Annotated in this window: 21 protein-coding genes; 9 read left to right on the forward strand and 12 right to left on the reverse strand. The window is 67.5% G+C overall.

Annotated features, from left to right (window positions below):
* Positions 1–153 precede the first annotated feature (153 nt).
* From ACRB8A_RS00810 to ACRB8A_RS00820, 3 genes are read left to right on the forward strand one after another with little or no spacing between them, the layout of a single operon-like run.
* A complete protein-coding gene (locus ACRB8A_RS00810) occupies positions 154–1188 on the forward strand; it encodes a nucleoside hydrolase (RefSeq protein ID WP_285241179.1) in 1035 nt (344 codons plus the stop codon).
* On the forward strand, positions 1189–2616 hold the full coding sequence (locus ACRB8A_RS00815; protein ID WP_285241178.1) for an MFS transporter: 1428 nt from the start codon (positions 1189–1191) through the stop codon (positions 2614–2616).
* Entirely contained in the window at positions 2613–3578 is a 966-nt protein-coding gene (locus ACRB8A_RS00820; RefSeq protein ID WP_432245383.1) for a ribokinase, read from the forward strand. Before ACRB8A_RS00815 ends, ACRB8A_RS00820 begins: the two co-directional genes overlap by 4 nt.
* Positions 3579–3598: 20 nt before the next feature.
* Here ACRB8A_RS00820 and ACRB8A_RS00825 read toward each other — a convergent pair whose 3' ends face one another.
* The gene (locus ACRB8A_RS00825; protein ID WP_432245384.1) at positions 3599–3844 is read right to left on the reverse strand and encodes a hypothetical protein; all 246 of its coding nucleotides are present in this window, start codon (positions 3842–3844) and stop codon (positions 3599–3601) included.
* A 244-nt stretch (positions 3845–4088) separates the two neighbouring features.
* Between ACRB8A_RS00825 and ACRB8A_RS00830 the strand changes: the two genes are divergently transcribed.
* The 5 genes from ACRB8A_RS00830 (at position 4089) to ACRB8A_RS00850 (ending at position 8303) form a co-directional block, all read left to right on the forward strand.
* Complete coding sequence (locus tag ACRB8A_RS00830) at positions 4089–5027, forward strand: alpha/beta hydrolase (RefSeq protein ID WP_432245385.1); 939 nt, start codon at positions 4089–4091, stop codon at positions 5025–5027.
* Positions 5028–5078: 51 nt separating this feature from the next.
* Positions 5079–6020 (forward strand): carbohydrate kinase family protein, encoded by a 942-nt coding sequence (locus ACRB8A_RS00835; RefSeq protein WP_285241174.1) that lies wholly within the window; start codon positions 5079–5081, stop codon positions 6018–6020.
* Positions 6021–6074: 54 nt separating this feature from the next.
* Positions 6075–6602, forward strand: coding sequence for an MFS transporter (locus tag ACRB8A_RS00840; protein WP_432246076.1), 528 nt, complete (start codon positions 6075–6077; stop codon positions 6600–6602).
* A gap of 45 nt (positions 6603–6647) precedes the next feature.
* Complete coding sequence (locus tag ACRB8A_RS00845; RefSeq protein ID WP_050683750.1) at positions 6648–7610, forward strand: LysR family transcriptional regulator; 963 nt, start codon at positions 6648–6650, stop codon at positions 7608–7610.
* A 129-nt stretch (positions 7611–7739) separates the two neighbouring features.
* Positions 7740–8303, forward strand: a complete 564-nt coding sequence (locus tag ACRB8A_RS00850) for a DoxX family protein (protein ID WP_432245386.1) — start codon at positions 7740–7742, stop codon at positions 8301–8303.
* Positions 8304–8349: 46 nt separating this feature from the next.
* On the opposite strand, the gene ACRB8A_RS00855 is transcribed toward ACRB8A_RS00850, so the two are convergent.
* The 9 genes from ACRB8A_RS00855 to ACRB8A_RS00895 form a co-directional block, all read right to left on the reverse strand.
* Positions 8350–9357, reverse strand: coding sequence for a fumarylacetoacetate hydrolase family protein (locus tag ACRB8A_RS00855; RefSeq protein WP_050683748.1), 1008 nt, complete (start codon positions 9355–9357; stop codon positions 8350–8352).
* An 11-nt stretch (positions 9358–9368) separates the two neighbouring features.
* Positions 9369–10442, reverse strand: coding sequence for an amidohydrolase family protein (locus ACRB8A_RS00860; RefSeq protein ID WP_285241169.1), 1074 nt, complete (start codon positions 10440–10442; stop codon positions 9369–9371).
* Positions 10439–11563, reverse strand: a complete 1125-nt coding sequence (locus ACRB8A_RS00865; protein WP_285241168.1) for an FAD-dependent monooxygenase — start codon at positions 11561–11563, stop codon at positions 10439–10441. The genes ACRB8A_RS00860 and ACRB8A_RS00865 overlap by 4 nt, the downstream gene beginning before the upstream one ends.
* A 59-nt stretch (positions 11564–11622) precedes the next feature.
* A complete protein-coding gene (locus ACRB8A_RS00870; protein ID WP_432245387.1) occupies positions 11623–12657 on the reverse strand; it encodes a cyclase family protein in 1035 nt (344 codons plus the stop codon).
* Complete coding sequence (locus ACRB8A_RS00875) at positions 12654–13610, reverse strand: fumarylacetoacetate hydrolase family protein (protein WP_432245388.1); 957 nt, start codon at positions 13608–13610, stop codon at positions 12654–12656. The genes ACRB8A_RS00870 and ACRB8A_RS00875 overlap by 4 nt, the downstream gene beginning before the upstream one ends.
* Positions 13611–13616: 6 nt before the next feature.
* A complete protein-coding gene (locus ACRB8A_RS00880; protein WP_432245389.1) occupies positions 13617–14636 on the reverse strand; it encodes a VOC family protein in 1020 nt (339 codons plus the stop codon).
* A gap of 249 nt (positions 14637–14885) precedes the next feature.
* Entirely contained in the window at positions 14886–16061 is a 1176-nt protein-coding gene (locus ACRB8A_RS00885; RefSeq protein WP_432245390.1) for an ABC transporter substrate-binding protein, read from the reverse strand.
* A gap of 167 nt (positions 16062–16228) precedes the next feature.
* Positions 16229–17527: a Y-family DNA polymerase gene (locus ACRB8A_RS00890; RefSeq protein ID WP_432245391.1), complete on the reverse strand. Its 1299-nt coding sequence runs from the start codon at positions 17525–17527 to the stop codon at positions 16229–16231.
* 30 nt (positions 17528–17557) lie between these two features.
* Positions 17558–17989: a LexA family protein gene (locus tag ACRB8A_RS00895; protein ID WP_432245392.1), complete on the reverse strand. Its 432-nt coding sequence runs from the start codon at positions 17987–17989 to the stop codon at positions 17558–17560.
* Positions 17990–18451: 462 nt separating this feature from the next.
* On the opposite strand from ACRB8A_RS00895, the gene ACRB8A_RS00900 reads away from it, so the two are divergent.
* The gene (locus tag ACRB8A_RS00900) at positions 18452–18784 is read left to right on the forward strand and encodes a hypothetical protein (RefSeq protein WP_432245393.1); all 333 of its coding nucleotides are present in this window, start codon (positions 18452–18454) and stop codon (positions 18782–18784) included.
* A 49-nt stretch (positions 18785–18833) separates the two neighbouring features.
* Here the strand turns inward: ACRB8A_RS00900 and ACRB8A_RS00905 are convergent, their stop codons facing one another.
* Entirely contained in the window at positions 18834–19352 is a 519-nt protein-coding gene (locus ACRB8A_RS00905; protein WP_432245394.1) for a GNAT family N-acetyltransferase, read from the reverse strand.
* Between the two features lie 266 nt (positions 19353–19618).
* Positions 19619–20002: a hypothetical protein gene (locus tag ACRB8A_RS00910; protein WP_432245395.1), complete on the reverse strand. Its 384-nt coding sequence runs from the start codon at positions 20000–20002 to the stop codon at positions 19619–19621.
* Positions 20003–20337: the final 335 nt, after the last annotated feature.

Consider the following 20337-nt stretch of genomic DNA (forward strand, 5'->3'; position numbering starts at 1 on the left):
TCGTAGTCGGCAACAGCCCCCGCCAGCCACCGCAATGCATTAAGCGTTTGACGCGCATGCCGCACAGACCAGCGTTAAGCGTTTGACGTAAACCGGAGGCAGGTGTCATGATCGCTTCTGGAATGCTTCAGTACCCTGCCCCGGCAGGCCCCAATGACGTGGAGAACGATCGTGGAACCCAACCCCCAGCCCACCGCCCCCCGGAAAATCATCCTGGACTGCGACCCCGGCCATGACGACGCGGTGGCCCTGCTGCTGGCGCACGGCAGCCCGGCCATCGATCTGCTGGCCGTGACCACCGTGGTGGGCAACCAGACCCTGGCAAAGGTCACCCGCAACGCCCTCGCCGTGGGCACCATTGCGGGCATCACCGGCGTGCCTTTCGCCGCCGGCTGCGACCGCCCCCTGGTCCGCAGCATCGAAACCGCGCCGGACATCCACGGCGAATCCGGCATGGACGGCCCCGCCCTGCCGGAGTCCACCATCGAACTGGACCCGCGCCACGCCGTCGACCTCATCATTGACACCGTCATGGCACACGAGCCGGGCACCGTCACCCTGGTCCCCACCGCCGGCCTGACCAACATCGCCATGGCGGCCCGCAAGGAACCCCGCATCGTGGAACGCGTCAAGGAAGTTGTCCTGATGGGCGGCGGCTACCACGTGGGCAACTGGAGCGCCGTGGCCGAGTTCAACATCATCATCGACCCAGAAGCCGCGCACATTGTGTTTAACGAGAAGTGGCCCGTGGTGATGGTGGGGCTGGACCTCACGCACCAGGCCCTGGCCACCACGGACGTGGTGGAGCGGATCGACGCCATCGGCACGGGTCCGGCCCGCTTTGTCCGTGAACTGATGGACTTCTTCGCCGCCACCTACAAGGACGCCCAGGGCTTCGACTTCCCGCCGGTCCACGATCCCTGCGCCGTGGCGTACGTGATCGACCCCAGCATCGTCACCACCCGCAAGGTCCCGGTCAACATCGAACTCCAGGGCGCACTCACCCTGGGCATGACCGTGGCGGACTTCCGCGCCCCCGCGCCGGCGGACTGCACCACCAGCGTGGCCGTTGACCTGGACCACGCCAGGTTCTGGGACCTCGTCACCGATGCGCTGGTCCGGATCGGGGACCCGCACGACGGCGGCAGCCAGTCCACCGCGGACCTCGCCACCGCAGGGGGAAAGTAAATGTCTGCCACCCTCACCGCCCCCGTCACGGGCCGCGGCAACATCGCCGCCCTGATGACAGCCCTGCTGGCCGCCTGCGTGGCCTTCCAGCTCAACGCCTCCATGCTCAGCCCCGCCCTGGTGACCATGGGCGAGGAGCTCAACACCAACCAGGCAGTCATCGGCCTGTCCCAGACCTGGTTCTTCACCGCCGCCGCCCTGTTCTCCCTGTTCCTGCCGCGGCTCTCTGACATCATCGGCCGGAAGAAGGTCCTGGTGGGCATGATGGTGCTGATGGCCGCAGGGTCCGTCATCGCCGCCCTGGCCCCGGACGTCACCTGGCTCTTCGTGGGCCGCATCATCCAGGGCATCAGCGGACCCACCGTGCCGCTCTGCCTGATCATGCTGCGCTCCGCCGTCAGCAACCCGCGTAAATACGGCACCCTGATGGGGCTGATCACAGCCGTCAACGGCGGCGTGGCCGGCGTGGACTCGTTTGTGGGCGGCTACTTCGCCGAGCACTTCGGCTTCCGCAGCATCTTCTGGCTGATGGTGGTCCTGGCCCTGGCGGCCACCGCACTGATCGCCTTCCTGGCTACCGAAAGCAAGCCCGCGGCCGGTACCCGGATGGACTGGCTGGGTGTGTTCTTCATCGTGGTGGCCGTGGGCGCGCTGCTCACAGCCCTGAATGAGGGCGCCAAACTGGTGGGTGCCTTCTCCAGTGGCACGCTGGTGCTGAGCCTGGCCTTGGTGCTGGTCTCCGCCGCTGCGTTTTATGCCTTCTGGCGCACGGAACAGCGGACCAGCCAGCCCATGGTGGAAACGGTGCACCTGCGCCAGCGCTCCACCTGGGCGCCGCTGCTCACCACCACCCTCACCATGACCGGCATCTTCGCCGTGATCAACGGCATTGTCCCCGCCTATGTGCAGGCCGCCGGGCCGGGCTTCGGCGTGGGCCCCACCGAAATGTCGCTGCTGATCCTCACCCCGTACGCCCTGCTGGGCTGGCTGGTGGGTCCGCTCAGTGGCCGGCTGGCCCCCGTCCTGGGCTACACCAGGGTGCTCCGGATCGGGCTGCTGGGCAGCGTGGCGGCGCTGGCCATCATCGCTTTCCTGGGCTTGGGCAGCCTGCCCATGATGATTGTGGGCACGGTGTTGCTGGGCATTATGTACGCCGGTACGGTCAACATCATGCTCAACGGTCTTGGTGTGGTCCTCTCCCCGGCAGGCAACCCCGGGTTCCTTCCCGGCATGAACGCCGGCGCGTTCAATCTCGGCGCCGGGCTCAGCTTCCTGGTGCTTCCCGCCGTGCTGGTGGCCACCGCCGGCCTGGCGGACGCGAAGGCGTCCTACCTCACCGTTGTGCTGGTGGGCCTGGCGCTGACGGTGGCCGCGTTTGCTGCCTCGCTGCTGATTCCCAAGCCCGTTGAGGCTGAGGTGGCCGAATGAGTTCCGCAGTGCAGGCCCCCGGCCGGATCGTCGTCGTCGGGTCCCTGAATGCGGACCTGACCATCTACTGTGAACGGCTGCCGGCCCCCGGGGAGACCGTCCACGGCAACGGATTCGCCGTGAATCCCGGCGGCAAAAGCGCCAACCAGGCCGTGGCTGCCGGCCGGCTGGGCGGTACCGTCTCGCTGGTGGGGGCTGTGGGGGACGACGCCAACGGCGCCATGCTCCGGGAGTCCGTCGCGGGCGCGGGCGTGGACGTGCGGCATGTCCGCATGTCGCAGGAGCCCACCGGTGTGGCCGTCATCGCGGTGGACGCCGGCGGCGAGAACAACATCATCATTTCCGCCGGCGCCAACGGGACGCTGGTGCCGGCCGACGTGGCAGGCGCGTCGGACGCCATGGCGGGTGCCGCCGTCGTGAGCCTGTGCCTTGAGGTGCAGCTGCAGACCGTGACGGCCGCCGCGCAGGCAGCGCACGACGCCGGCGCAACAGTGCTCCTGAACCTCTCGCCGTATGCGCAGATCCCCGCAGCCCTGGCCGGGCTGACCGATGTGCTGCTGGTGAACGCGCACGAGGCTGCGCTGTTCCTTGGCGGCGCCGGCATGCCCGGCCCTGAGGCGCCGCTGTCCGAGTGGGAGGACGTCCGGCTGCGCTTTGCGGACCACGGTGTGCGCCGTGTCCTGCTGACCCTCGGCGGGGCAGGCTCCGTGGTGCTGGATTCCCTGGCCAAACCGCCGGCGGTGACCCGGGTTGCCCCCACCACCGTTAAGGCCGTGGACACCACCGGCGCCGGGGACGCATTTACCGGTGCCGTCGCTGTCCGGCTTGCCGCGGGCGATGCGCTCGCCGAGGCCGCGGCGTTCGCGTCCGTGGCGGCCGCGCTGGCCACCACGGCCAAGGGCACCCAGGCGGCCTATCCTTCCGCGGCGGACGTGGAAGAACGGCTCCGGCAGGATTCCTAGGCCTTCCGGGGCGCTGGGGCTTAGCCGGGCCGCCGGACCTGGCGGTGGTCGTAGAAGTAGATCCGGTTCTGGACTTCCAGTCCCACGGAGTTCCTGTTCACAACGGCCAGCCGGCCGTGCCGCCGGCCCGTAAACGGATCATCCCCGATCAGCACCTCGCCCACCCTGTAGTGCGGACGGAGTGCACCGCCGCGGCCGCCAATACGGCCGAGCAGTGCAGACACCCGTCCCGTGCGGACCTGGCCGGCCCCTGGCTTCTCCCACATACATGCCCCCTTATAAACAGCACCGTTGCTGCCATGCAGTGAGGTGCAGTTTCGGACGCCCCTTGACGGTTCGCTCGTAGCCCGATATGCACCTTGTTACGACAGTAGCCCCATCCGTCACTCGTGTAACACCCTTCGGAGATAACGCCTGCATCACATTTGACTGCCATGGATGCGCGCCCGGACCGGGCGGCATCCGGGGGCCTGGGACGTTCCCCCGTTGCACCCGCGATAGTGTCGGAACATGACTGGCTTCCGGCGTCGAGCGCTCCTGGCCTCAGTTGCCGCGGCCGCGCTGGCAGCCTGCAGCCCGGCTTCGGAGCCTGGCGCCGGGCGGACGTCGACCACGCAACCATCCACGGGGGACCCCATCGAAGACATCACTGTTCAGCGGCACCGCTACACCTACGGCGACGATCCCAGCCAGTGGGGCGAGCTGTTCCTTCCGGAAAGCCCCGCCAACAGGACCAGCCAGGGCGTGGTGGTGGTAATTCACGGCGGCTACTGGCGCGCACAGTACGGTGCCGAGCTGGGCGAGCCGCTGGCCGGGGACCTCGCCGCCCACGGCATGGCAGCCTGGAACCTGGAATACCGCCGCGCGGGCAATGGCGGCGGCTGGCCGGAAACCTTCCAGGACGTTCTGGCCGGCATCGACAGGCTTCGCGGACTGGCCGGGGAACACGGCCTTGACCTGGCCAACGTGGTGGCGCTGGGCCATTCAGCCGGTGGGCACCTGGCGGTGTGGGCGGCGGGGCGTTCCCGGTTGGCCGGGTTCGGTCCCGCCCCGGAGCAGGACGGGCTGGGCAGCGGGCCCGACGCCGTCCGGCTCGCGGGTGTGGTGAGCCAGTCCGGCGTCCTGAACCTCACCGAGGCGGAGAAACTGAATCTCAGCGACGGGGCGGTGGCCAACCTGCTGGGTGGGCCGTCGTCGGACTTCCCGGACCGGTACCGGGCCGCGGATCCCATGAATGCCCTGCCGTTGGACGTTCCCGTGTACGCCGTCCATGCGGTGGACGACACCACCGTCCCGCTCGCCATGTCCACCAGTTACACGGACGCGGCCCAGGCGGGGCACCAGCCCGCCCATCTGGTGATGGTGCCGGGAGACCACTTTTCGCTGATCGACCCGGGGGCCGCGGCGTATGCCAGGTGCCGGGGACTGCTCCAGGGGCTGCTGCGCTGACCGGAGTGAAACGAACTGCTGCCGGACCCACTTCTCTGGCAGAGTATGTCCATGCTCACAGTTATCGGCGAAGGCCTTGTTGACGTAGTCCAGCGCGCCTCCGGAATCGAAGCCCACGTGGGCGGTAGCCCGCTCAATGTTGCGGTGGGCCTGGCCCGCCTGGACCACCCGGTGCAGTTCATCGGCCGGTACGGCCGGGACGCGTATGGCGACTCCGTGGCCGCGCACCTGCGCGCCAGCTCGGTGATGCTGCCGCAGGGGCCCGACGGCCTGCCCACCAGCGTGGCCACCGCGTTGATTGACGACGACGGCGCCGCCACCTACACGTTCGACCTCGCCTGGGAGCTCCCCGGCCTGGCCGACAGGATCGCCTTTATGCTGCAGGGCACCACGCTCCTGCACACCGGATCCATCGCCACCATGCTGGCTCCCGGCGCCGCTGACGTGCTGGCCGCCGTCGAGTTCGCGCACCCGTCCGCCACCATCAGCTTCGATCCCAACTGCCGCCCCAGCATCATCACCGATGTGGACTATGCGCGCGGCCAGGCCGAGAAGTTCGTCGCGCTCGCCGACGTGGTCAAGGCCTCGGATGAGGACCTGGCGTGGCTGTATCCGGGCCGGGACGTGCTTGAATCGGCGCGGCACTGGCTGGCGCTGGGCGGCTCCGAAGGGCCGGCGATGGTGGTGGTGACCCGTGGCGCCGACGGCCCGTGGGGCATCACTGCCGCCGGCGTTGCCGAGTACCCGGCCCCTTCTGTGACTGTGGCTGACACCGTGGGTGCCGGGGATTCCTTTATGGCCGCTTTGCTGTCAGGCCTGGTGGACCGGGGGCTGGACGGGGCGCAGAACCGTGACGTGCTCCGCGCGCTTTCCGCCGAGGGCCTGGGCGAGCTCCTGGCTCACGCCGCCCGCGCCGCCGCAGTCACCGTGTCCCGGCCCGGCGCCAACCCGCCCACGCGCGCCGAGCTGAACGGGGCGTTGGGGGAGGGTTAGGCCGGCGTCCATCCGTCCCGTGGATGGCAGATCGGCGCCCCGGCCGCAGTCACGCTGTTCGGGGGCATCGTGTTCTACGCCCTCATCGTGCATCTGCCGTATGTCATCACCGGCCTCGGCGTTGCCGACGCGGCACTCATCGGGCTCGCCGCAGCCATCGCATCCCTCGCCACCGCAGCGGGCGCCATCTCCTTCCGCTTCCTGGTGAAGCTGGGCACGAAGAACCTGCTGGCGCTCGCCTTCGGTCTGGCCGCCGTGGGACTTTCACTCGTTTCCGTTGCCGGGAATGTTCCGCTGGCCATTGCCGGGGCCGTCATAGCCAGCGCGGGAACCGGTGTCCTGCTGCCCACCCTCCTGACCTGGGCCGTGAACGGACTCGAATACCAGCAGCGCGGCCGCGGCACCGGCATCTGGACCGGAACCTTGTTCATCGGCCAGTTCCTGACTCCCATCGTCCTCGGCGCGGCCGCGGCGGGGTTGGGCAGCCTCGGGTTTGCCCTGGGCGCCTTGGGCATCGCATGCGCGGTGGCCCTCCTCGCCGTCCTGGTCCGGGGACCGCGCCTGGTGCCGGTCAGCCAGTAGCCGGCCTTGGAAGGGCGGAACTCCGGGCACGGATAACCTGTGGGTATGAAGAACCTGGACCTGAACCTGCTGCCCCAACTTCAGGTCCTCCTGGAACTACGCAACATCTCCCGGGCGGCGGAGCGGCTCCAGCTCAGCCAGCCGGCCACCAGCGCGGCGATGGCCAGGCTCCGGCGCCATTTCGACGACGAACTGCTGGTCCGAAACGGCCGCACCTACGACCTCACGCCTTTTGCCCAGTCGTTGGTCCCGCTGGTTGATGAAGCCATGCTTCACATCCAGCGGGCCACGCGCGTGCGGTCCGGGTTCGACGCCGCCACCAGTGAGCGGGAGTTCATCATCGCCGCCTCCGACTACGCTGCGGCGCTCATCGTCGGACCGCTGCGCGGGATACTGCGGGAAGAAGCACCGGGCGTTTCCGTGGATTTCGTCCCCACCGCCGGCTCCGGGATCCAGGGCCAGATGGCCGACTACTCCAGGATCGACCTGCTGGTGGGGCCCACGGGATACCAGATGCAGGGAGCCAGCAAACAGCTTTTCCGTGACAGCTTTGTGGCCGTGGCCGACGCCGGCAACCCGCTGCTCCAGCAGCCGCTCCTGACCCTCGAAGACCTGACCGCGGTGCCCCACGCCGTCGGCTATTTCGGCGAGGGCATCAGCACGCCGGCGGACAAGCTGTTCGAAGCGCGCGGCATCCAGCGCCGGGTGGCGGCCGTGGTGGCCGGCTTCCTCTCCCTGCCGCTCCTGGTCGAAGGCACGGACCTTGTGGCACTTGTCCCGCGGATGCTGGCCGGACGGGCGCAGCGCGGCGCGGACATCGCGGTGCTGGAGTTCTCGGGCGGGACCGAAGCGTCCCTGGTGGAGGCCATGTACTGGCATCCGTCCCAGGCGGAGGACCCGGCAAACGTGTGGCTGCGGTCCGTGGTCCAGCGCTCCTGCGCCCGGCTCCACGAGCTCTTTCCCGTCAACGCGCATCCGGTGGCTATCCACGCGGCGGATACCCCGTAGACCCACGGCTGGTGCCTGCTGCCGGAGGGGTACCTGCCTGATGCTCTCCTGTGACGCGGTGGTCGCGCAGCCGTAGACTCATGCTGAAACGAGCCGTGCAGCGACTCAAACAACCCAAGGAGGACTGTTATGAGCAATGTAACCACCAGCCCTGAGGCGGCGGCCGCCGCGCAGACCCTGTTCCGGGTGGCTCTGGGAGGGGTGCTCGTGGCTCATGGATCCCAAAAACTCTTCGGCTGGTTCGGCGGGGGAGGCGTCGAAGGCACCAGTGAGGGCATGCACGCCATGGGCTTCCGCCCCGCTAAGGCAAGCGCCGTCCTTGCGGGCGTTGGTGAAGCAGGAGCCGGGCTTGCCATGGCCCTGGGCTTGGCCACCCCTGCCGCGGGCGCCGCTGCCGCAACCACCATGGGCGTAGCGGCCAGCGTCCACGCCCCGAACGGTTTCTTCGCCCAGGAGGGCGGCCTCGAGTACCCGGCCGTCCTGGGCCTGGCTGCCGCCGCGTTCACTATTGGCGGCTCCGGACCGTACTCCCTGGATGCGCTCACCGGCCATGTCCTGGACCGGCCCTGGATGCGGATCACCGCTTTGGCTGCGATCCCCACCGCCATTGCGGTCCAGATCTACCGTCGGCGGCAAGCCCTCGCCGCAGACTCTGCGGCTCCGGCTGCCGGCACTGCCGCGGAACACGGCTGAGGACCGTCCTCGGGACCAGCCGAAACCCGGATGGGGGAGGGGCTGTTCAGCGCAGGGCGTCTCCGGAAGGAGCCGCAGCGGCAATCCGGTTGCGTGGACGGGGCCGGGCGGGAACCCGGGTCACGGCCTCGCGCCGGGTGCCGACGGTGTTTTCGATGGTTCCGATTCCTTCCACCGTCATCCGGACCACGTCGCCGGTTTTCAGCGGTGGGGGAGTCCGGGCGCCGTTCCGGCCCCAAAGTTCGGCGAGGCAGCCGCTGCCGCAGGTGCCGGAGCCCAGCACGTCGCCGGGCCGCACCACCGAGTCCTGCGAGGCATAAGCCACCAGCTCCGCGAACGGCCAGCCCATGTTGGAGAGCAGGTCCTGGCCGATCGCCTCACCGTTGACTTCGACAGCCATGGAGATGGGCAGGAACCCCTCGGCGTCATGCACGTCCTCGAGCTCGTCCGCCGTGACAATCCAAGGCCCCAGCGTATTGGCGAAGTCCTTGCCCTTGCAGGGCCCCAGGCTGACCTTCATTTCCCGGCGCTGCAGGTCCCGCGCCGACCAGTCGTTGAGGACGGTGTACCCAAAAATGTGCCGGTGGGCCTCCTCCGCGCCCAGGTTCCGCCCGTCGCTGCCCGGAACGCGTCCGACGACGGCGGCCACTTCCGTCTCAAAGTCCAGGTCCGTACACCCTGCCGGAATACCGATGACCTCGCCGGTGCCCGTCACCGTGTGCGGGTTGGTGAAGTAGAAGGTGGGTGCCTCGTACCATTCGGGCACCACGCCGGCCACGCCGTCGATGCTCTTCCGCACGCCTTCGACGTGTTCCTCAAACGCCACGAAGTCGCGGATGGTGGCCGGCTCCAGTGGGGCGAGCAGGTGTACGTCCGCCAGGGGAACGGCAGCAGCGGAACCAACCACCTGACGCGCAAGTGCCAGCGTCTCCTCAAGTCCGGCGTCGAGCAGCGTCTGGACGGACTGGCCTGCGGGCAGGGCATAGCAGTTTCCGCCGTCCACAAAGCCGGACTGCGTCCCGCCGTCGTGATCCCAACGGGCAATCTTGACCATGTGCGTGTTCCTTAAGCGTCGCGTCGGGCGGCCAGGGCGGCCGCCGCGGTGATGCCCAGCGTGCGTGCGTTGCCGCCCAAAACCTGGGTTTCGTCGTCGGCCGGAAGTCCGGCGGCCTGGACCTCGTCCACCGGGAGGTCTGATCCCATGTCGAACGGGTAGTCCGAGCCGAGCAGCACGCGCTCCGGGCCGGCTGCGGCCACGAGTGCCCGCAGTTCAGCGGGGCTGTGGACCAGCGAGTCGAAGTACAGCTTCTTCAGGTAGGACGACGGCGGCTGGGCACAGCCGTGCGCCTCGGGACGGACCGTCCACGCGCGGTCCGAGCGGCCCAGGGTGGTGGGAAGGTAGCCGCCGCCGTGTGCCGCCAGGACTTTCAGTTCAGGGTGCCGGTCCAGGACGCCGCTGAAGATCAGGTGGGACAGGGCCACCGCATTCTCGGCCGGCTGGGAAACGGTGTTGGCCAGGTAGAAGCGGTCCAGCCGCTCATCCAGCGAGCAGCCAAACGGGTGCAGGAACACCAGGGCGCCCAGCTCCTCCGCGCGGGTCCAGAATGGCTCCAGCCGGGGATCGGACAGTTCCACGGTGCTGCGCTCCGGGTCCTCGGGGGTGGCGGCGAACGAGCCGATCTCCACACCCAACAGCCCGCATTCCAGCACCGCATGCTCCAGGGCCTCCACCATCAGGGCAGGGTGCTGGAGCGGGACCAGGCCCAGGCCGTTGAGCCGCCCGGGCGCGCGGTCCACGAACTCCCGCACCGCCTGGTTGGCAGCTTTCGCCAGCTTCAGGGCCAGTTCCCCGCCGGCGAAGTAGTAGAAGTGCGACGGCGACGGCGAGACCAGCTGCACATCGACGCCCTGGGCATCCATATCCGCGAGCCGGCGGTCGAGGTCGGTCAGCTGCGGCCAGCGTTCCTTGATCATCCTGCCCGAAGCGGTCATGGACTCGGGCCCGTTGCGCCGGACTTCCAGAGCCTGCTGGGCGCCGAAGCCTTCGGGGTCCGCCTCGGCCACGAGCTGTTGCAGGGCCGGAAGCAGGATATGGGCGTGGACGTCCACGATAGGTACTTGAACGGGAGCGGTGCTCATGCGGGTTCCTTCAGCATGGTGGACAGCGAGTTCATCAGGCCGGGCACGTTGGCGTCGCGGACGCCGTCGAGCATCCACTGGCCCAGCTGGACGGAGGCGGTAACTACTGCCGTGGCCCGGTCCAGGCGTCGGTCGGTGAATTCTTTCCAGAGCGTTTCGGTGATCTCGTCGGCCTGGATCAGCAGTTCAGCGAGAACGGTCGCGTCCTCCAGGGCCATGGCGGCACCCTGGGCCACCGTGGGTGGGCAGCTGTGTGCTGCGTCGCCGATGATCACGGTGCGGCCGCGGTTCCAGGGACCGTCCACCAGGTGGGTGGTGAACCACGTGTAATTGATCCGTGCGCTGTGGTCCAGGTTGGCGCGGATTTCCTTCCACGGGCCGCCGTAGGCTGCGGCGAGTTCGGCCATGATGCGGGGTCCGTCCTCGTGTTTGCGTTCCTGCGCCTTCTCCACGAGGTAGGCGTAGATGGTGTCCGGGCCGGTGGGGCAGTAGCCGGCGATGAAGCAGGGGCCGCCGTAGGTCAGGTCGGTGCGGACCACCTCGTCGGGCCGCTCCACGAAGGCACGCCAGATGCCCATGCCGGTGGGCTGGGGTTCCACGTCGATGCCGATGGCCTTGCGCACGGCTGAGTGCAGGCCGTCGGCGCCAATCAGGAGATCGTATGTGGCGGTGCCGCCGTCGGCGGTGCTGACGGTGACGGACCCGCCGTCGTCCGTTATTCCGGTGACGGTCCTTCCGTAGCTGATCCGTGCACCGGCCTGTTCGGCCCGTTCGCGGAGGATGGCGGTGAGGTCCGGGCGGTACATGCCCATGGTGGCGGGAAGGTCATCGCCGCCGGTACGGATGTCTTCGAGGACGGCGATGACGGTGCCGGCGGGGTCGGGGGCGCGCAGGCCCAGGGTGCTGAACCCGTAACCTTTCGCCTCCACCTGGTCCCAGACACCGAGCTGGCGGAGCACCCGCAACGCGTTGCCCTGCAGGGTGATGCCGGACCCGAGGCTCTGCGGGGCGTCCGCTTTTTCGAGGATTTCGACCTGGATTCCGGCGTCGGCCAGGAGGATGGCTGCGGCCAGCCCGGCGGCTCCCGCCCCAACGATTCCGACGTTCTGTACTGCTGCCATCGCTGACTCCTTTGTATTGACGGCGATACTGCTGGTGGTTGTTCTGCTTTAGCTGAAAGCTACCGGACCGCGATCGGATTGACCGGCGAGCCAACGGCCCCCGTGATCGGGAGCGGGGCTGCGGTGAGCAGGAAGTCGTACCTGCCGTCCGCTGCGCACGCTTCGGCCAGCCCGTCCGGGTCCCACATCTCGCCCAGGAACAGGCCAAGGTTGGGGATGGCGATCTGGTGCAGGGGCTGGAAGGCGGCGTCGAACTCGTTCGGACGGACCTCGAAACCCCAGGTGTCAGTGGCGATCCCGGCGATTTCTGAGCGGTGCAGCCAGGGCGCGGTGGTAAAGGACAGGCCGGGGGCTGAGCCGCCGGCGTAGTCGCCCCAGCCGTCGCGGCAGACCCGCGTGTATTGTCCGGTGCGGATTACCACGATGTCGCCCCGGCCCACGGTTGAGCTGGGGCCTTGGAGCTCGATGGTCCGCTGGAGGTGTTCCGGGGTGATGGCGAAGCCGTCCGGCAGTTCGCCGTCGTTCCTTCCCAGCTCGGGGCCAAGCGCCCGGCCGACGTCGAGCAGCACGCCCCGGGTGACGATCTTGGCGGCGGCAGTCTCGATGCCGGTCACCAGGTCGCCCTCGGAGGTGACGACGTCCCCGGCGGCGCGGCCGTTCCAGGCCTTGCCCTGGTCAAAGATGTGGCCCAGGCCGTCCCACTGGGTGGAGCACTGCAGCGGCATGGCGATCACGTCGTCCGCGCCGCCGAAGCCGTGCGGGAAACCCTGGTTGCCGCGTTCGGCGTCCACCCCGGTGTCCGTCATGGTGTGGACGGGGTTTGTGCGGCGGCGCCAGCCCTTTTGCGGGCCGTTGGTGTCGAACGGCTGGGATAGCGAGAACGCCTCACCGGTCTTCACCAGTGCTGCGGCTTCGACGCGCTTGGCGGCGTCGATGAAGTTCAGGGTGCCCAGGACGTCGTCCTGGCCCCAGCGGCCCCAGTTGTTGTGGGCCGCGGCCATGGCGCGGATGCTGCCGAGCGGATCGTCACGCCGGATAACCGGGGAATCAGTTGATTCCCCGGTGCCGGTTGGTGCTGTGTCCTGGGTGGTCACTGGACACCTTCACTTGTGGGTTCGTCCTTGCAATGGATCAGCTGGGTGCCGAGCCCGGTGATGGTGCCTTCCATCACGTCTCCGTCCTGGAGCAGGCGGCCCCAGTGCTGGCCGTTGCCGGCTGGGCTGCCGGTCAGAACGAGGTCGCCCGGGCGCAGCGGCATGATCTGCGATGCTTCGCTGACCAGCTTGGCGACACCGAAAATCATGTCCTGCGTGGACTCATCCTGCATGGCTTTGCCGTTGAGCTTCAGGGTGACCTGGACGTCCTGCGGGTCGCCGAAGAACTTGGCGGGCACCAGCAGCGGCCCGGTGGGCAGGAAGCCCGGCGCGTTTTTGGCGCGGTACCAGTCGGAGCCGATGGCGGGCATGTCCTTGCGGAAGACGTATTCGCGGGTGGTGATGTCGTTGACCATGGTGTAGCCGAACACGTACTCCAGGGCTTCCTCGGGGGTGACCCGGAATGCCGTCTTTCCGATCACTGCTGCCAGTTCCAGCTCCCAGTCATGGGACGTGGAGTAGGACGGCAGGGTGAGGTCGTCCGTGGCGGACGCGATCGCCGTCGGGAGCCCGATGAAGAAGTACGGCGTGCCCTGGCCTGCGCGCTTGTCCATCATGGCGGCGGTCTTGGCGCGCACTTCCTCCTCGTCCTCGCCGGGTTCGCGGTGGGCTGCGGCGAGGTCGATCACGTGCTTGCGGTAGTTCGCGCCGGTCTGCAGGACCTGCGCTGGCTCCACCGGGGCGAGGATTTCGACGTCGGCCAGGGCCAGGCCGGTGTGCCTGTCAGCGGAGGCGGCCAGCGAGTCCAGTTGTGGTTCGGTGGTGTCCCAGTGCTCGATCAGGGAGTTGATGTCCCCGTCCAGCGGCAGGACCCGGCCGTCCACCAGCAGGCCGGTGCGTGCCTTGGCGTCGCCGGCTTCCTGGAACCGGACGAGTGCATAGGTTTCAGCCATGGTGTCTTAGCCCCGGCCCTGCTTGGCGTACGGGTTCAGGAGGGCTTCCTTCATTTCCGGGGACGCACCTTCCTCCGTGGCAGTGAAGCCCTCGGCCGGCGGGAAGGATTCAGTCATGGAGTGCGGCATAGCGCCGTTCTTGTAGAAGTTGTTGGAACCGAGCGAGGGCTTCCAGGTGTTGGCTTCCCAGTCCGGGACGTAGTTGCGGTAGCCGCCGGAGTTGAGCTCCACGCGCAGGCCGGAGGGGTCGCGGAAATAGAGGAAGTTCTGCTCACCCACGCCGTGGATGGAGGGGCCGTATTCCATCGGGGTGCCGTTTTCCATCATGACGTCGGCGGTGCGGAGCAGGTCCTCGGTGGCGTCCACCCAGAAGGCGATGTGGTTGACGCGGCCGGCGCGGCTGGAGGTGTCCAGGACAACGCCGAGGTCGTGCGACTTTTCGTTGGTGGTCAGCACGGAAAACACGGTGATGGGTGCTTCGTCCAGGTCAACGAACGCCATGACTCGGAAGCCCAGGGCCTCGTTGTACCACTTGGCGAAGCCGCGCACGTCGGAGGACGCGACGGTGACGTGGTCCAGGAAACGGGGGGCGGCGGCGTGGCTGCTGCGGCGCTCCGGGCGGTCCGGGTAGGTGGATTCGAAGCCGGGCTCGGCCACGAACTTTTCCACGTCGTAGAACAGGCGCATGTGGTGACCGTAGGGGCCAGTGAACTCGTAGGCCTTGCCGTAGCCGTGGCCGCCGGCGGTCCAGGTGCCCTGCACACCCGTCGCTTCGACGCGCTGGGCGGCGGCTTCGAGAGCTGCCTGGGAGTTGGTGCGCCAGGCCATCCGGCCCAGGGACGCTTCGGGGCCTTCGGTGACGACCAGGCTGTAGCGGTAGTAGTCGCCCCAGCAGCGCAGGTAAACGTTGCCATCCACGCGGTCGATGATGCGCATGCCGAACTTTTCCTCGTAGAACCGTGCCGACGCTTCGACGTCCGGGGCGGTGATCTCGAGGTGGGCAAGATGGGAGAGGGGAGTTTCCACGTTGAAGTCCTTCTGGTTACTGGCTGCGGTCGGTTTGGTGCAGGTCCTGTAACCACTGTGAAGCACTTCATATATTTGGGGAAGGCGAGTTTTTCGATATCAACTATCTGCCTCACCGATACCCATCGGATGGCCGTTCCCTCACTTAATGCGCCTAAATCGCCAACGCCCGCTCACTTTCCTGGGGACGGTGAGCGGGTGTTGGCCAAAATGGCGCATCTAGTGAGAGCGTCCTGGCTGAAGCCGGTGTTACTCCTTGCCGAGTTTCGCAGCTGAGGTCTGCTCGCCGGACACGCTGTTGAGGGCACGCAGGTCGAAGATGCCGTTGATGTCCGCCTGCTTGGTGGTGCCGGCGGTGACGCCGTCGGCCAGGAGCTTCTGGTAGGTTCCGGCCAGCGGGTCCACGGTGAACACGATGTTCTTGAGGGACCGGTCAATCACGTCGGCTTTCAGTTCGGCGCCGGCAGCTTCCTTGAGGGCTGCGTTGATGACGGTGGCCTTCTCGCCGTCGGAAGCCTTGTTCAGCCATTCAACCGACTTCACGTGGCCTTTTAGCAGCGCCTTTACAGTGTCCGGGTGGTCGGCTGCGAACTTCTGGTTGACGATCAGGATGGTGGTGGGGAATTCGCCGGGCTTGCCGGACAGCGAGCCGTCCCACAGGTCCTTTTCATCCACCAGCACCTTGGCGCCGGCGGTCAGCACGAGGCGGGAGGCCCACGGCTCGGGAACCCAGGCGCCATCCAGCTTTCCATCCTGGAAGAGTTTGAGGGTCTGGGCGTTTTCGGTGGGGTTGATGGCGACGTCGCCGCTGCCGTCCACGTTGGTCTTGTAGCCCTGCGTGACGAGCCAGGCACGGAGTGCGACGTCCTGGGTACCGCCCAGTTGCGGGGTGGCCAGGGTTTTGCCCTTGAGGTCGGCGGCGGAGGTGATCTCCGGCCGGACCACCAGCTGGGCGCCGCCTGCTGCAGCGCCGGCGATGATGTTGATGGACTGGCCCTGGCTCTTGACGAACGAGTTGATGGCCGGGTTGGGACCGATGTAGGTGGCGTCGATGGCGCCGGCGTTGAGGGCCTCGATGGCGGCCGGGCCCGCGTTGAAGACCTGGGTGCTGAGTTTGGTGCTGCCCAGCTCTTCGGCGATGAAGCCCTTGCTGACTCCCACCAGCGCCGGGGCGTGCGTGACGTTGCCGAAGTAGCCCAGCTTCAGGTCGGCGGCCGGGTTGCCGGCAGGGGCGCTGTCCGCGGCGGGGGTTGTGCCGCCGTTGTTGGCGTTGACGGCTGACGCGACGGCGACACCGCCACCCAGGAGGGCCAGGACGGCGGCGGCGATGCCGATCTTCAGGCCGAGCGGGCGTTTCGGGGCTGCGGACTGGCCGGCCACAATGCGGGTGGAACTCTGAGGACTCTTGTCCTGGGATTCAGACATCGGGGATTCCTTCGGTGGGGGATGCTGAGTTGAGAGTACGGAGCGCCCGGCAGGGCCACAATCGTTCCGGTCGCGCACGTTCACGGGACGACGCGAAGGCTCAACGTGGCGTAGCCAGGCGTCATCCAAGGACGCGGGACGTCTTCCTGCGGCCGGATCAGGGGCCGTCAGGCTGCCTTGACCAGTGGCAGTTCCGCCCAGTGCGTGGTGTACCTGGGGGAGCGCATGTCCCGCTTCATGGTCCAGTCGAGTCCGCTTTTGATGCCGCCATGGCCCAGCCCGATGGCGCCCCGGCCGAACCGTTTGCTGACATCCGCCAGGAGGACGCCGATGCCGCGTTCCTCGTGCGGGTTTTCGAACAGTTCCAGCGGCGACTGGTTGCCGGTGGGGCGCAGGTCCGTGAGCATCAGGCCCACTTTGGCGTACCTGAGCCCGTCCCGGAGGCGGGGCAGCAGGGCATGGGCTGCCCGGGTGAGCAGGAGGGGGTCCGCGGTGGGCATGGGGAGGGGCACACAGACGCTGGGATACGCCTGTTCCTGCCCACTGAACGCAGACGTGGCCGCGTACGCGGTGAGCACTTTGGCCTGCAGCCCGTGCTTGGCCAGCCGGGCGCTGGCCTGCTGGCCGTAAATGCTCAGGACCTGGCGCATTGCCGCGGTGGTGGTCACCGGAGTAGCGAAGGACCTGGAGAAGATGAGTTGGTCCCGGCCGATGCGCTCCTCTTCCAGGGGAATACAGGGGGTGCCGCGCAGCTCCAGGACGGTGCGCATCATGACCACCGAGAATTTGTCCCGGATGGCCACCGGGTCCGCCCGGGACAAGTCCAGGATGGAGTGGATTCCGATCGCGTTCAGCCGCTTGCTGAGCCGGCCGGCCACGCCCCAGATCTGGTCGACGGGAAGCTTGCCCAGGAGGTTTTCCCGGACGGATCCTGGGACGGAGTCCCAATGGCAGACGCCGTGGAACGACGGGTTGTTTTTGGCCCACTTGTTGCACAGCTTGGCCAGTGTTTTGGTGGGTGCGATTCCCACGCAGACCGGCACTCCCACATGCCGCAGGACCGCCGTCTTCATAATCCGGCCCAAGGCCAGCAGCTCCTCCGGCTCGCCTTTGACGCCGAGGAAGGCCTCGTCGATGCTGTAGACCTCCAGCCAGGCCGAGTGGCGGCCCAGGAGTTCCATGACCCGGGCGCTGATGTCCCCGTACAGCTCGTAGTTGCTGGAGCGCGCCACCAGGCCCCACTCCTTGGCGCGCGGGGCCAGCTTGAACCACGGCTCACCCACCGGAATGCCCAGCGCCTTCGCCTCCGGGGAACGAGTCACGGCGCACCCGTCGTTGTTGGACAGCACCACCAGCGGCTTGCCTTCCAGGCTGGGATCAAAGGCGCGCTCCGCCGACGCGTAGAAGCAGTTCACGTCCACGTGGGCGATCTGCGGGAGTTGCCGCATCAGCGCCGGCTTAGACATGCCGGCCGTCGGCCGGGGCCCGGGGGCTGTTTAGACGTGGTGCAGGCATCGGGTGGCCACACCCCATACCGTCAGGTCCGACAATGCCGACACCCTGATGTCCGGATACCGGGGGTTCTCGGCCTGAAGCACCACACCGGCCGGCGTAATGCGGAGCCGTTTGACCGTCAGCTCGCCGTCCAGGACGGCGATGACCACCGAGCCGTCCTTGGGTTCGAGGGCCCGGTTGACGATCAGCTCGTCACCGTCGCTGATGCCGGCACCCTCCATGGAATCCCCGGTCACCCGGACCACAAAGGTGCTGGTGATGTCCTTAATGAGGTGCGCATTCAGATCGATCCGGCCGTCAAAGTAGTCCTGGGCCGGCGACGGGTACCCCGCTGCGACAGGCATGGGGGAGACCAGTACCGAGATCAGCGAGGCGCCCGCGGTTAGCACACGGGGACCAACAATAACGCCCACAACACACCCTTATTCGAAAATATGTTCGATTAGTTCAGTGTAGTCCCGGGCGCCGACATCCGCGAGAAACGGCGTAGGCAGCTGGCGCAGAAGCCATCAGCGGCGCCCAAGCGTTCCTTCGAGGAAAACGCCACCGAAGTGGGGCGGCTGCTGGGCGCCGCGGCCCAGGGCCCGGGGGTGCCATCGAAGCCGGCGCCGGCCGGGGAGATCACCGTTGACCTTGCTCCGGGCGACTATACGGTGAAAGGTGCGTGTGCCGGCGTCATCCGTTGAAACTTCCGTTGTCGACGGCGGGAACGCGCCGATGACGACGCCGTACCAGTGTTCCTCAGGCCTGGAGCGGTTCCTCCGCCACCCCGTGGCCCGGTCACCATTCGCTCCGCCTCGTCCCTGGCCAAGCCGGCCGCCGCCGGTGTGGCCATCCGGCCCAACACGGACCCGCGGGCCGCGGAGTTGGAAGACATGTCTGAGTGGTCGGCGCAGCAGTTCAAGCCCTCAATCCCGGGCCAAACCATGGCCAGCACCGCCGCAAACCATGCCACCAGCATCAGCATGTCCACGCGGCCGGGCAGCTACGAGCTGCATTTCATCTGCGACGGGCCGACCGGGGCCAGGTTTTCCATGAGCAGCAACGGAGCAGGGATCGTCGACCCGGTGGGCGTTCCCTGCAACGGGGTCACTTTTACGGCGGCCGTTGACGTGCTGGCGCCCGGGGCGGATGTCAGCATGGCGCCGTTCGGCGGTGCTGATGGCCGTTACGCTGTCCGGCTGGTCCCGTCCCGCAGCCCGGGCTGAATAAACTCAGGGGCGGCCGGCGTCGACCACCGGCAGCAGCGCACCCTGGCTACGCGGTGCCGATCCAGTGGCGGCGTTTGCCGTTGCGGCTGTCCTCGTAGACGCCGCCATTCCTTTCGATCGTGGCCCGCGACCCGGCGTTGTCCTCATCGCACGTGAGCAGCGCCCGCATGATTCCCAGGTCGCGGGCGACCGGCAGGGCGGCGGCGAGTGCGCCGGCTGCATGGCCGCGGCGCCGAGCGGAGGGCCGAACGCTGTAGCCGATGTGCCCGCCCTCGTTAAGCAGGTAGTCGTTCAGCCTGTGCCGGATCGCCAGCGAGCCAAGGAACGTTTCGCCGTCCACGATCCACAGGTAGGTGCAGGGCACGTGTCCCTGCTGCCGTGGGCTTTCCGGCAGGGCGTCGTTGGTGAGCGTGTCAACAAACCGGCGGAATGCCGCGGGATCCTTGAGGTCTGCCAGGAGCCAGCCGTCGGTGCCGGAACCATCCATGCGGGTGCCGCCAAATTCGGCGGCGGCTTCAAGCCAGGAGTGGTGGTAACTGACGTGGGGTACGGCAAGCGTAGGCATGACCCCGATCGTAGCTGAGCCCCATGGGCTGACCATAAAGCGTCGGAAATGCCATTCCACCTGATAGTTTTCCTTGGCCGAGACGGGTTCCCTGTTCCGGGATCAGCTCACGCGTGTGACACTCGGCATGAATGGCGGCTTTTTCACGGAATCATCGATCTTTTGGTGTCGCACGCGAGGGGATCCCCTGTCGAACGCAAAAGCACCCGTTGGACCGCGGTCCAACGGGTGCTACATGACCGCGGTGAAGCGGTTGATGAGGGAGGTCATTTTGAGGCCGGCGAAACCGGTTGCCGAAGGTTTAAGCGGAAGAACGCGATTTCCTTGCCCACCGCGTACCCGATGGCCGATGCCGGGATGGGCACGAAGGCGAGCCCCTGCCAGGGATGGTGCAGGAGGAGAAGTGCAGCCGATCCGGTCAGGATCGAAGCGTAGATCGGCCAGCGCGGCCCGTGAATGCCCGTGAGGAATCCGGTGGCGCCGCCGATCAAGAGCGCAGCTCCGGCGACCAGCAGCGCAGGCGGACGCGAGCCAAGTGGAACGGAAGTGAAGACAAGGATGACCAGCGCGGCGAAAAGCGCGGCGGGAATCGTTACGCGTCCCCAGAAATCTCGGACGATTTGCCGTCGATCCACAACATGTTCATGCACAATGTCCCCCGTATTCGTCCTCTCCCCAGGTTACCGAGCATGCAGCGAGGCGTCGGTTGCCGCAGTCCAACGGGAGCGGCTCCACCCTGGATGCCCTGAATGATTGCCTGAGCGACGTAGCCGTTCAGAGCTACGGATGGACAGCGGCAGACAGGAAGCATTCTCGTGATTGACGAGTATCAAGCCGGGCGCCGGCCTGCACCGCCTGCTCCTGAAGGCCCATCCGTACAAAAATGTCCCGCCAGGTGGGGGGACCGGGCGGGACTGCCCTACCGTAACAGGGCATCCTGGGAACTTCGGGAGAGCCTTGGTCTGCGCTGCGCGCCAACCAACTG

This window comes from Arthrobacter sp. G.S.26 (assembly GCF_050847375.1).
In the GTDB taxonomy this organism is placed as follows: domain Bacteria; phylum Actinomycetota; class Actinomycetes; order Actinomycetales; family Micrococcaceae; genus Arthrobacter.

Bases quoted from the DNA above. Each gene is read 5' to 3' on its own strand.
- ACRB8A_RS00810 (WP_285241179.1), top strand. From the start codon at position 154: ATGACGTGGAGAACGATCGTGGAACCCAACCCCCAGCCCACCGCCCCC.
- ACRB8A_RS00815 (WP_285241178.1), top strand. From the start codon at position 1,189: ATGTCTGCCACCCTCACCGCCCCCGTCACGGGCCGCGGCAACATCGCC.
- ACRB8A_RS00820 (WP_432245383.1), top strand. From the start codon at position 2,613: ATGAGTTCCGCAGTGCAGGCCCCCGGCCGGATCGTCGTCGTCGGGTCC.
- ACRB8A_RS00825 (WP_432245384.1), bottom strand. From the start codon at position 3,844: ATGTGGGAGAAGCCAGGGGCCGGCCAGGTCCGCACGGGACGGGTGTCT.
- ACRB8A_RS00830 (WP_432245385.1), top strand. From the start codon at position 4,089: ATGACTGGCTTCCGGCGTCGAGCGCTCCTGGCCTCAGTTGCCGCGGCC.
- ACRB8A_RS00835 (WP_285241174.1), top strand. From the start codon at position 5,079: ATGCTCACAGTTATCGGCGAAGGCCTTGTTGACGTAGTCCAGCGCGCC.
- ACRB8A_RS00845 (WP_050683750.1), top strand. From the start codon at position 6,648: ATGAAGAACCTGGACCTGAACCTGCTGCCCCAACTTCAGGTCCTCCTG.
- ACRB8A_RS00850 (WP_432245386.1), top strand. From the start codon at position 7,740: ATGAGCAATGTAACCACCAGCCCTGAGGCGGCGGCCGCCGCGCAGACC.
- ACRB8A_RS00855 (WP_050683748.1), bottom strand. From the start codon at position 9,357: ATGGTCAAGATTGCCCGTTGGGATCACGACGGCGGGACGCAGTCCGGC.
- ACRB8A_RS00860 (WP_285241169.1), bottom strand. From the start codon at position 10,442: ATGAGCACCGCTCCCGTTCAAGTACCTATCGTGGACGTCCACGCCCAT.
- ACRB8A_RS00865 (WP_285241168.1), bottom strand. From the start codon at position 11,563: ATGGCAGCAGTACAGAACGTCGGAATCGTTGGGGCGGGAGCCGCCGGG.
- ACRB8A_RS00875 (WP_432245388.1), bottom strand. From the start codon at position 13,610: ATGGCTGAAACCTATGCACTCGTCCGGTTCCAGGAAGCCGGCGACGCC.
- ACRB8A_RS00885 (WP_432245390.1), bottom strand. From the start codon at position 16,061: ATGTCTGAATCCCAGGACAAGAGTCCTCAGAGTTCCACCCGCATTGTG.
- ACRB8A_RS00890 (WP_432245391.1), bottom strand. From the start codon at position 17,527: ATGTCTAAGCCGGCGCTGATGCGGCAACTCCCGCAGATCGCCCACGTG.
- ACRB8A_RS00900 (WP_432245393.1), top strand. From the start codon at position 18,452: ATGTCTGAGTGGTCGGCGCAGCAGTTCAAGCCCTCAATCCCGGGCCAA.
- ACRB8A_RS00905 (WP_432245394.1), bottom strand. From the start codon at position 19,352: ATGCCTACGCTTGCCGTACCCCACGTCAGTTACCACCACTCCTGGCTT.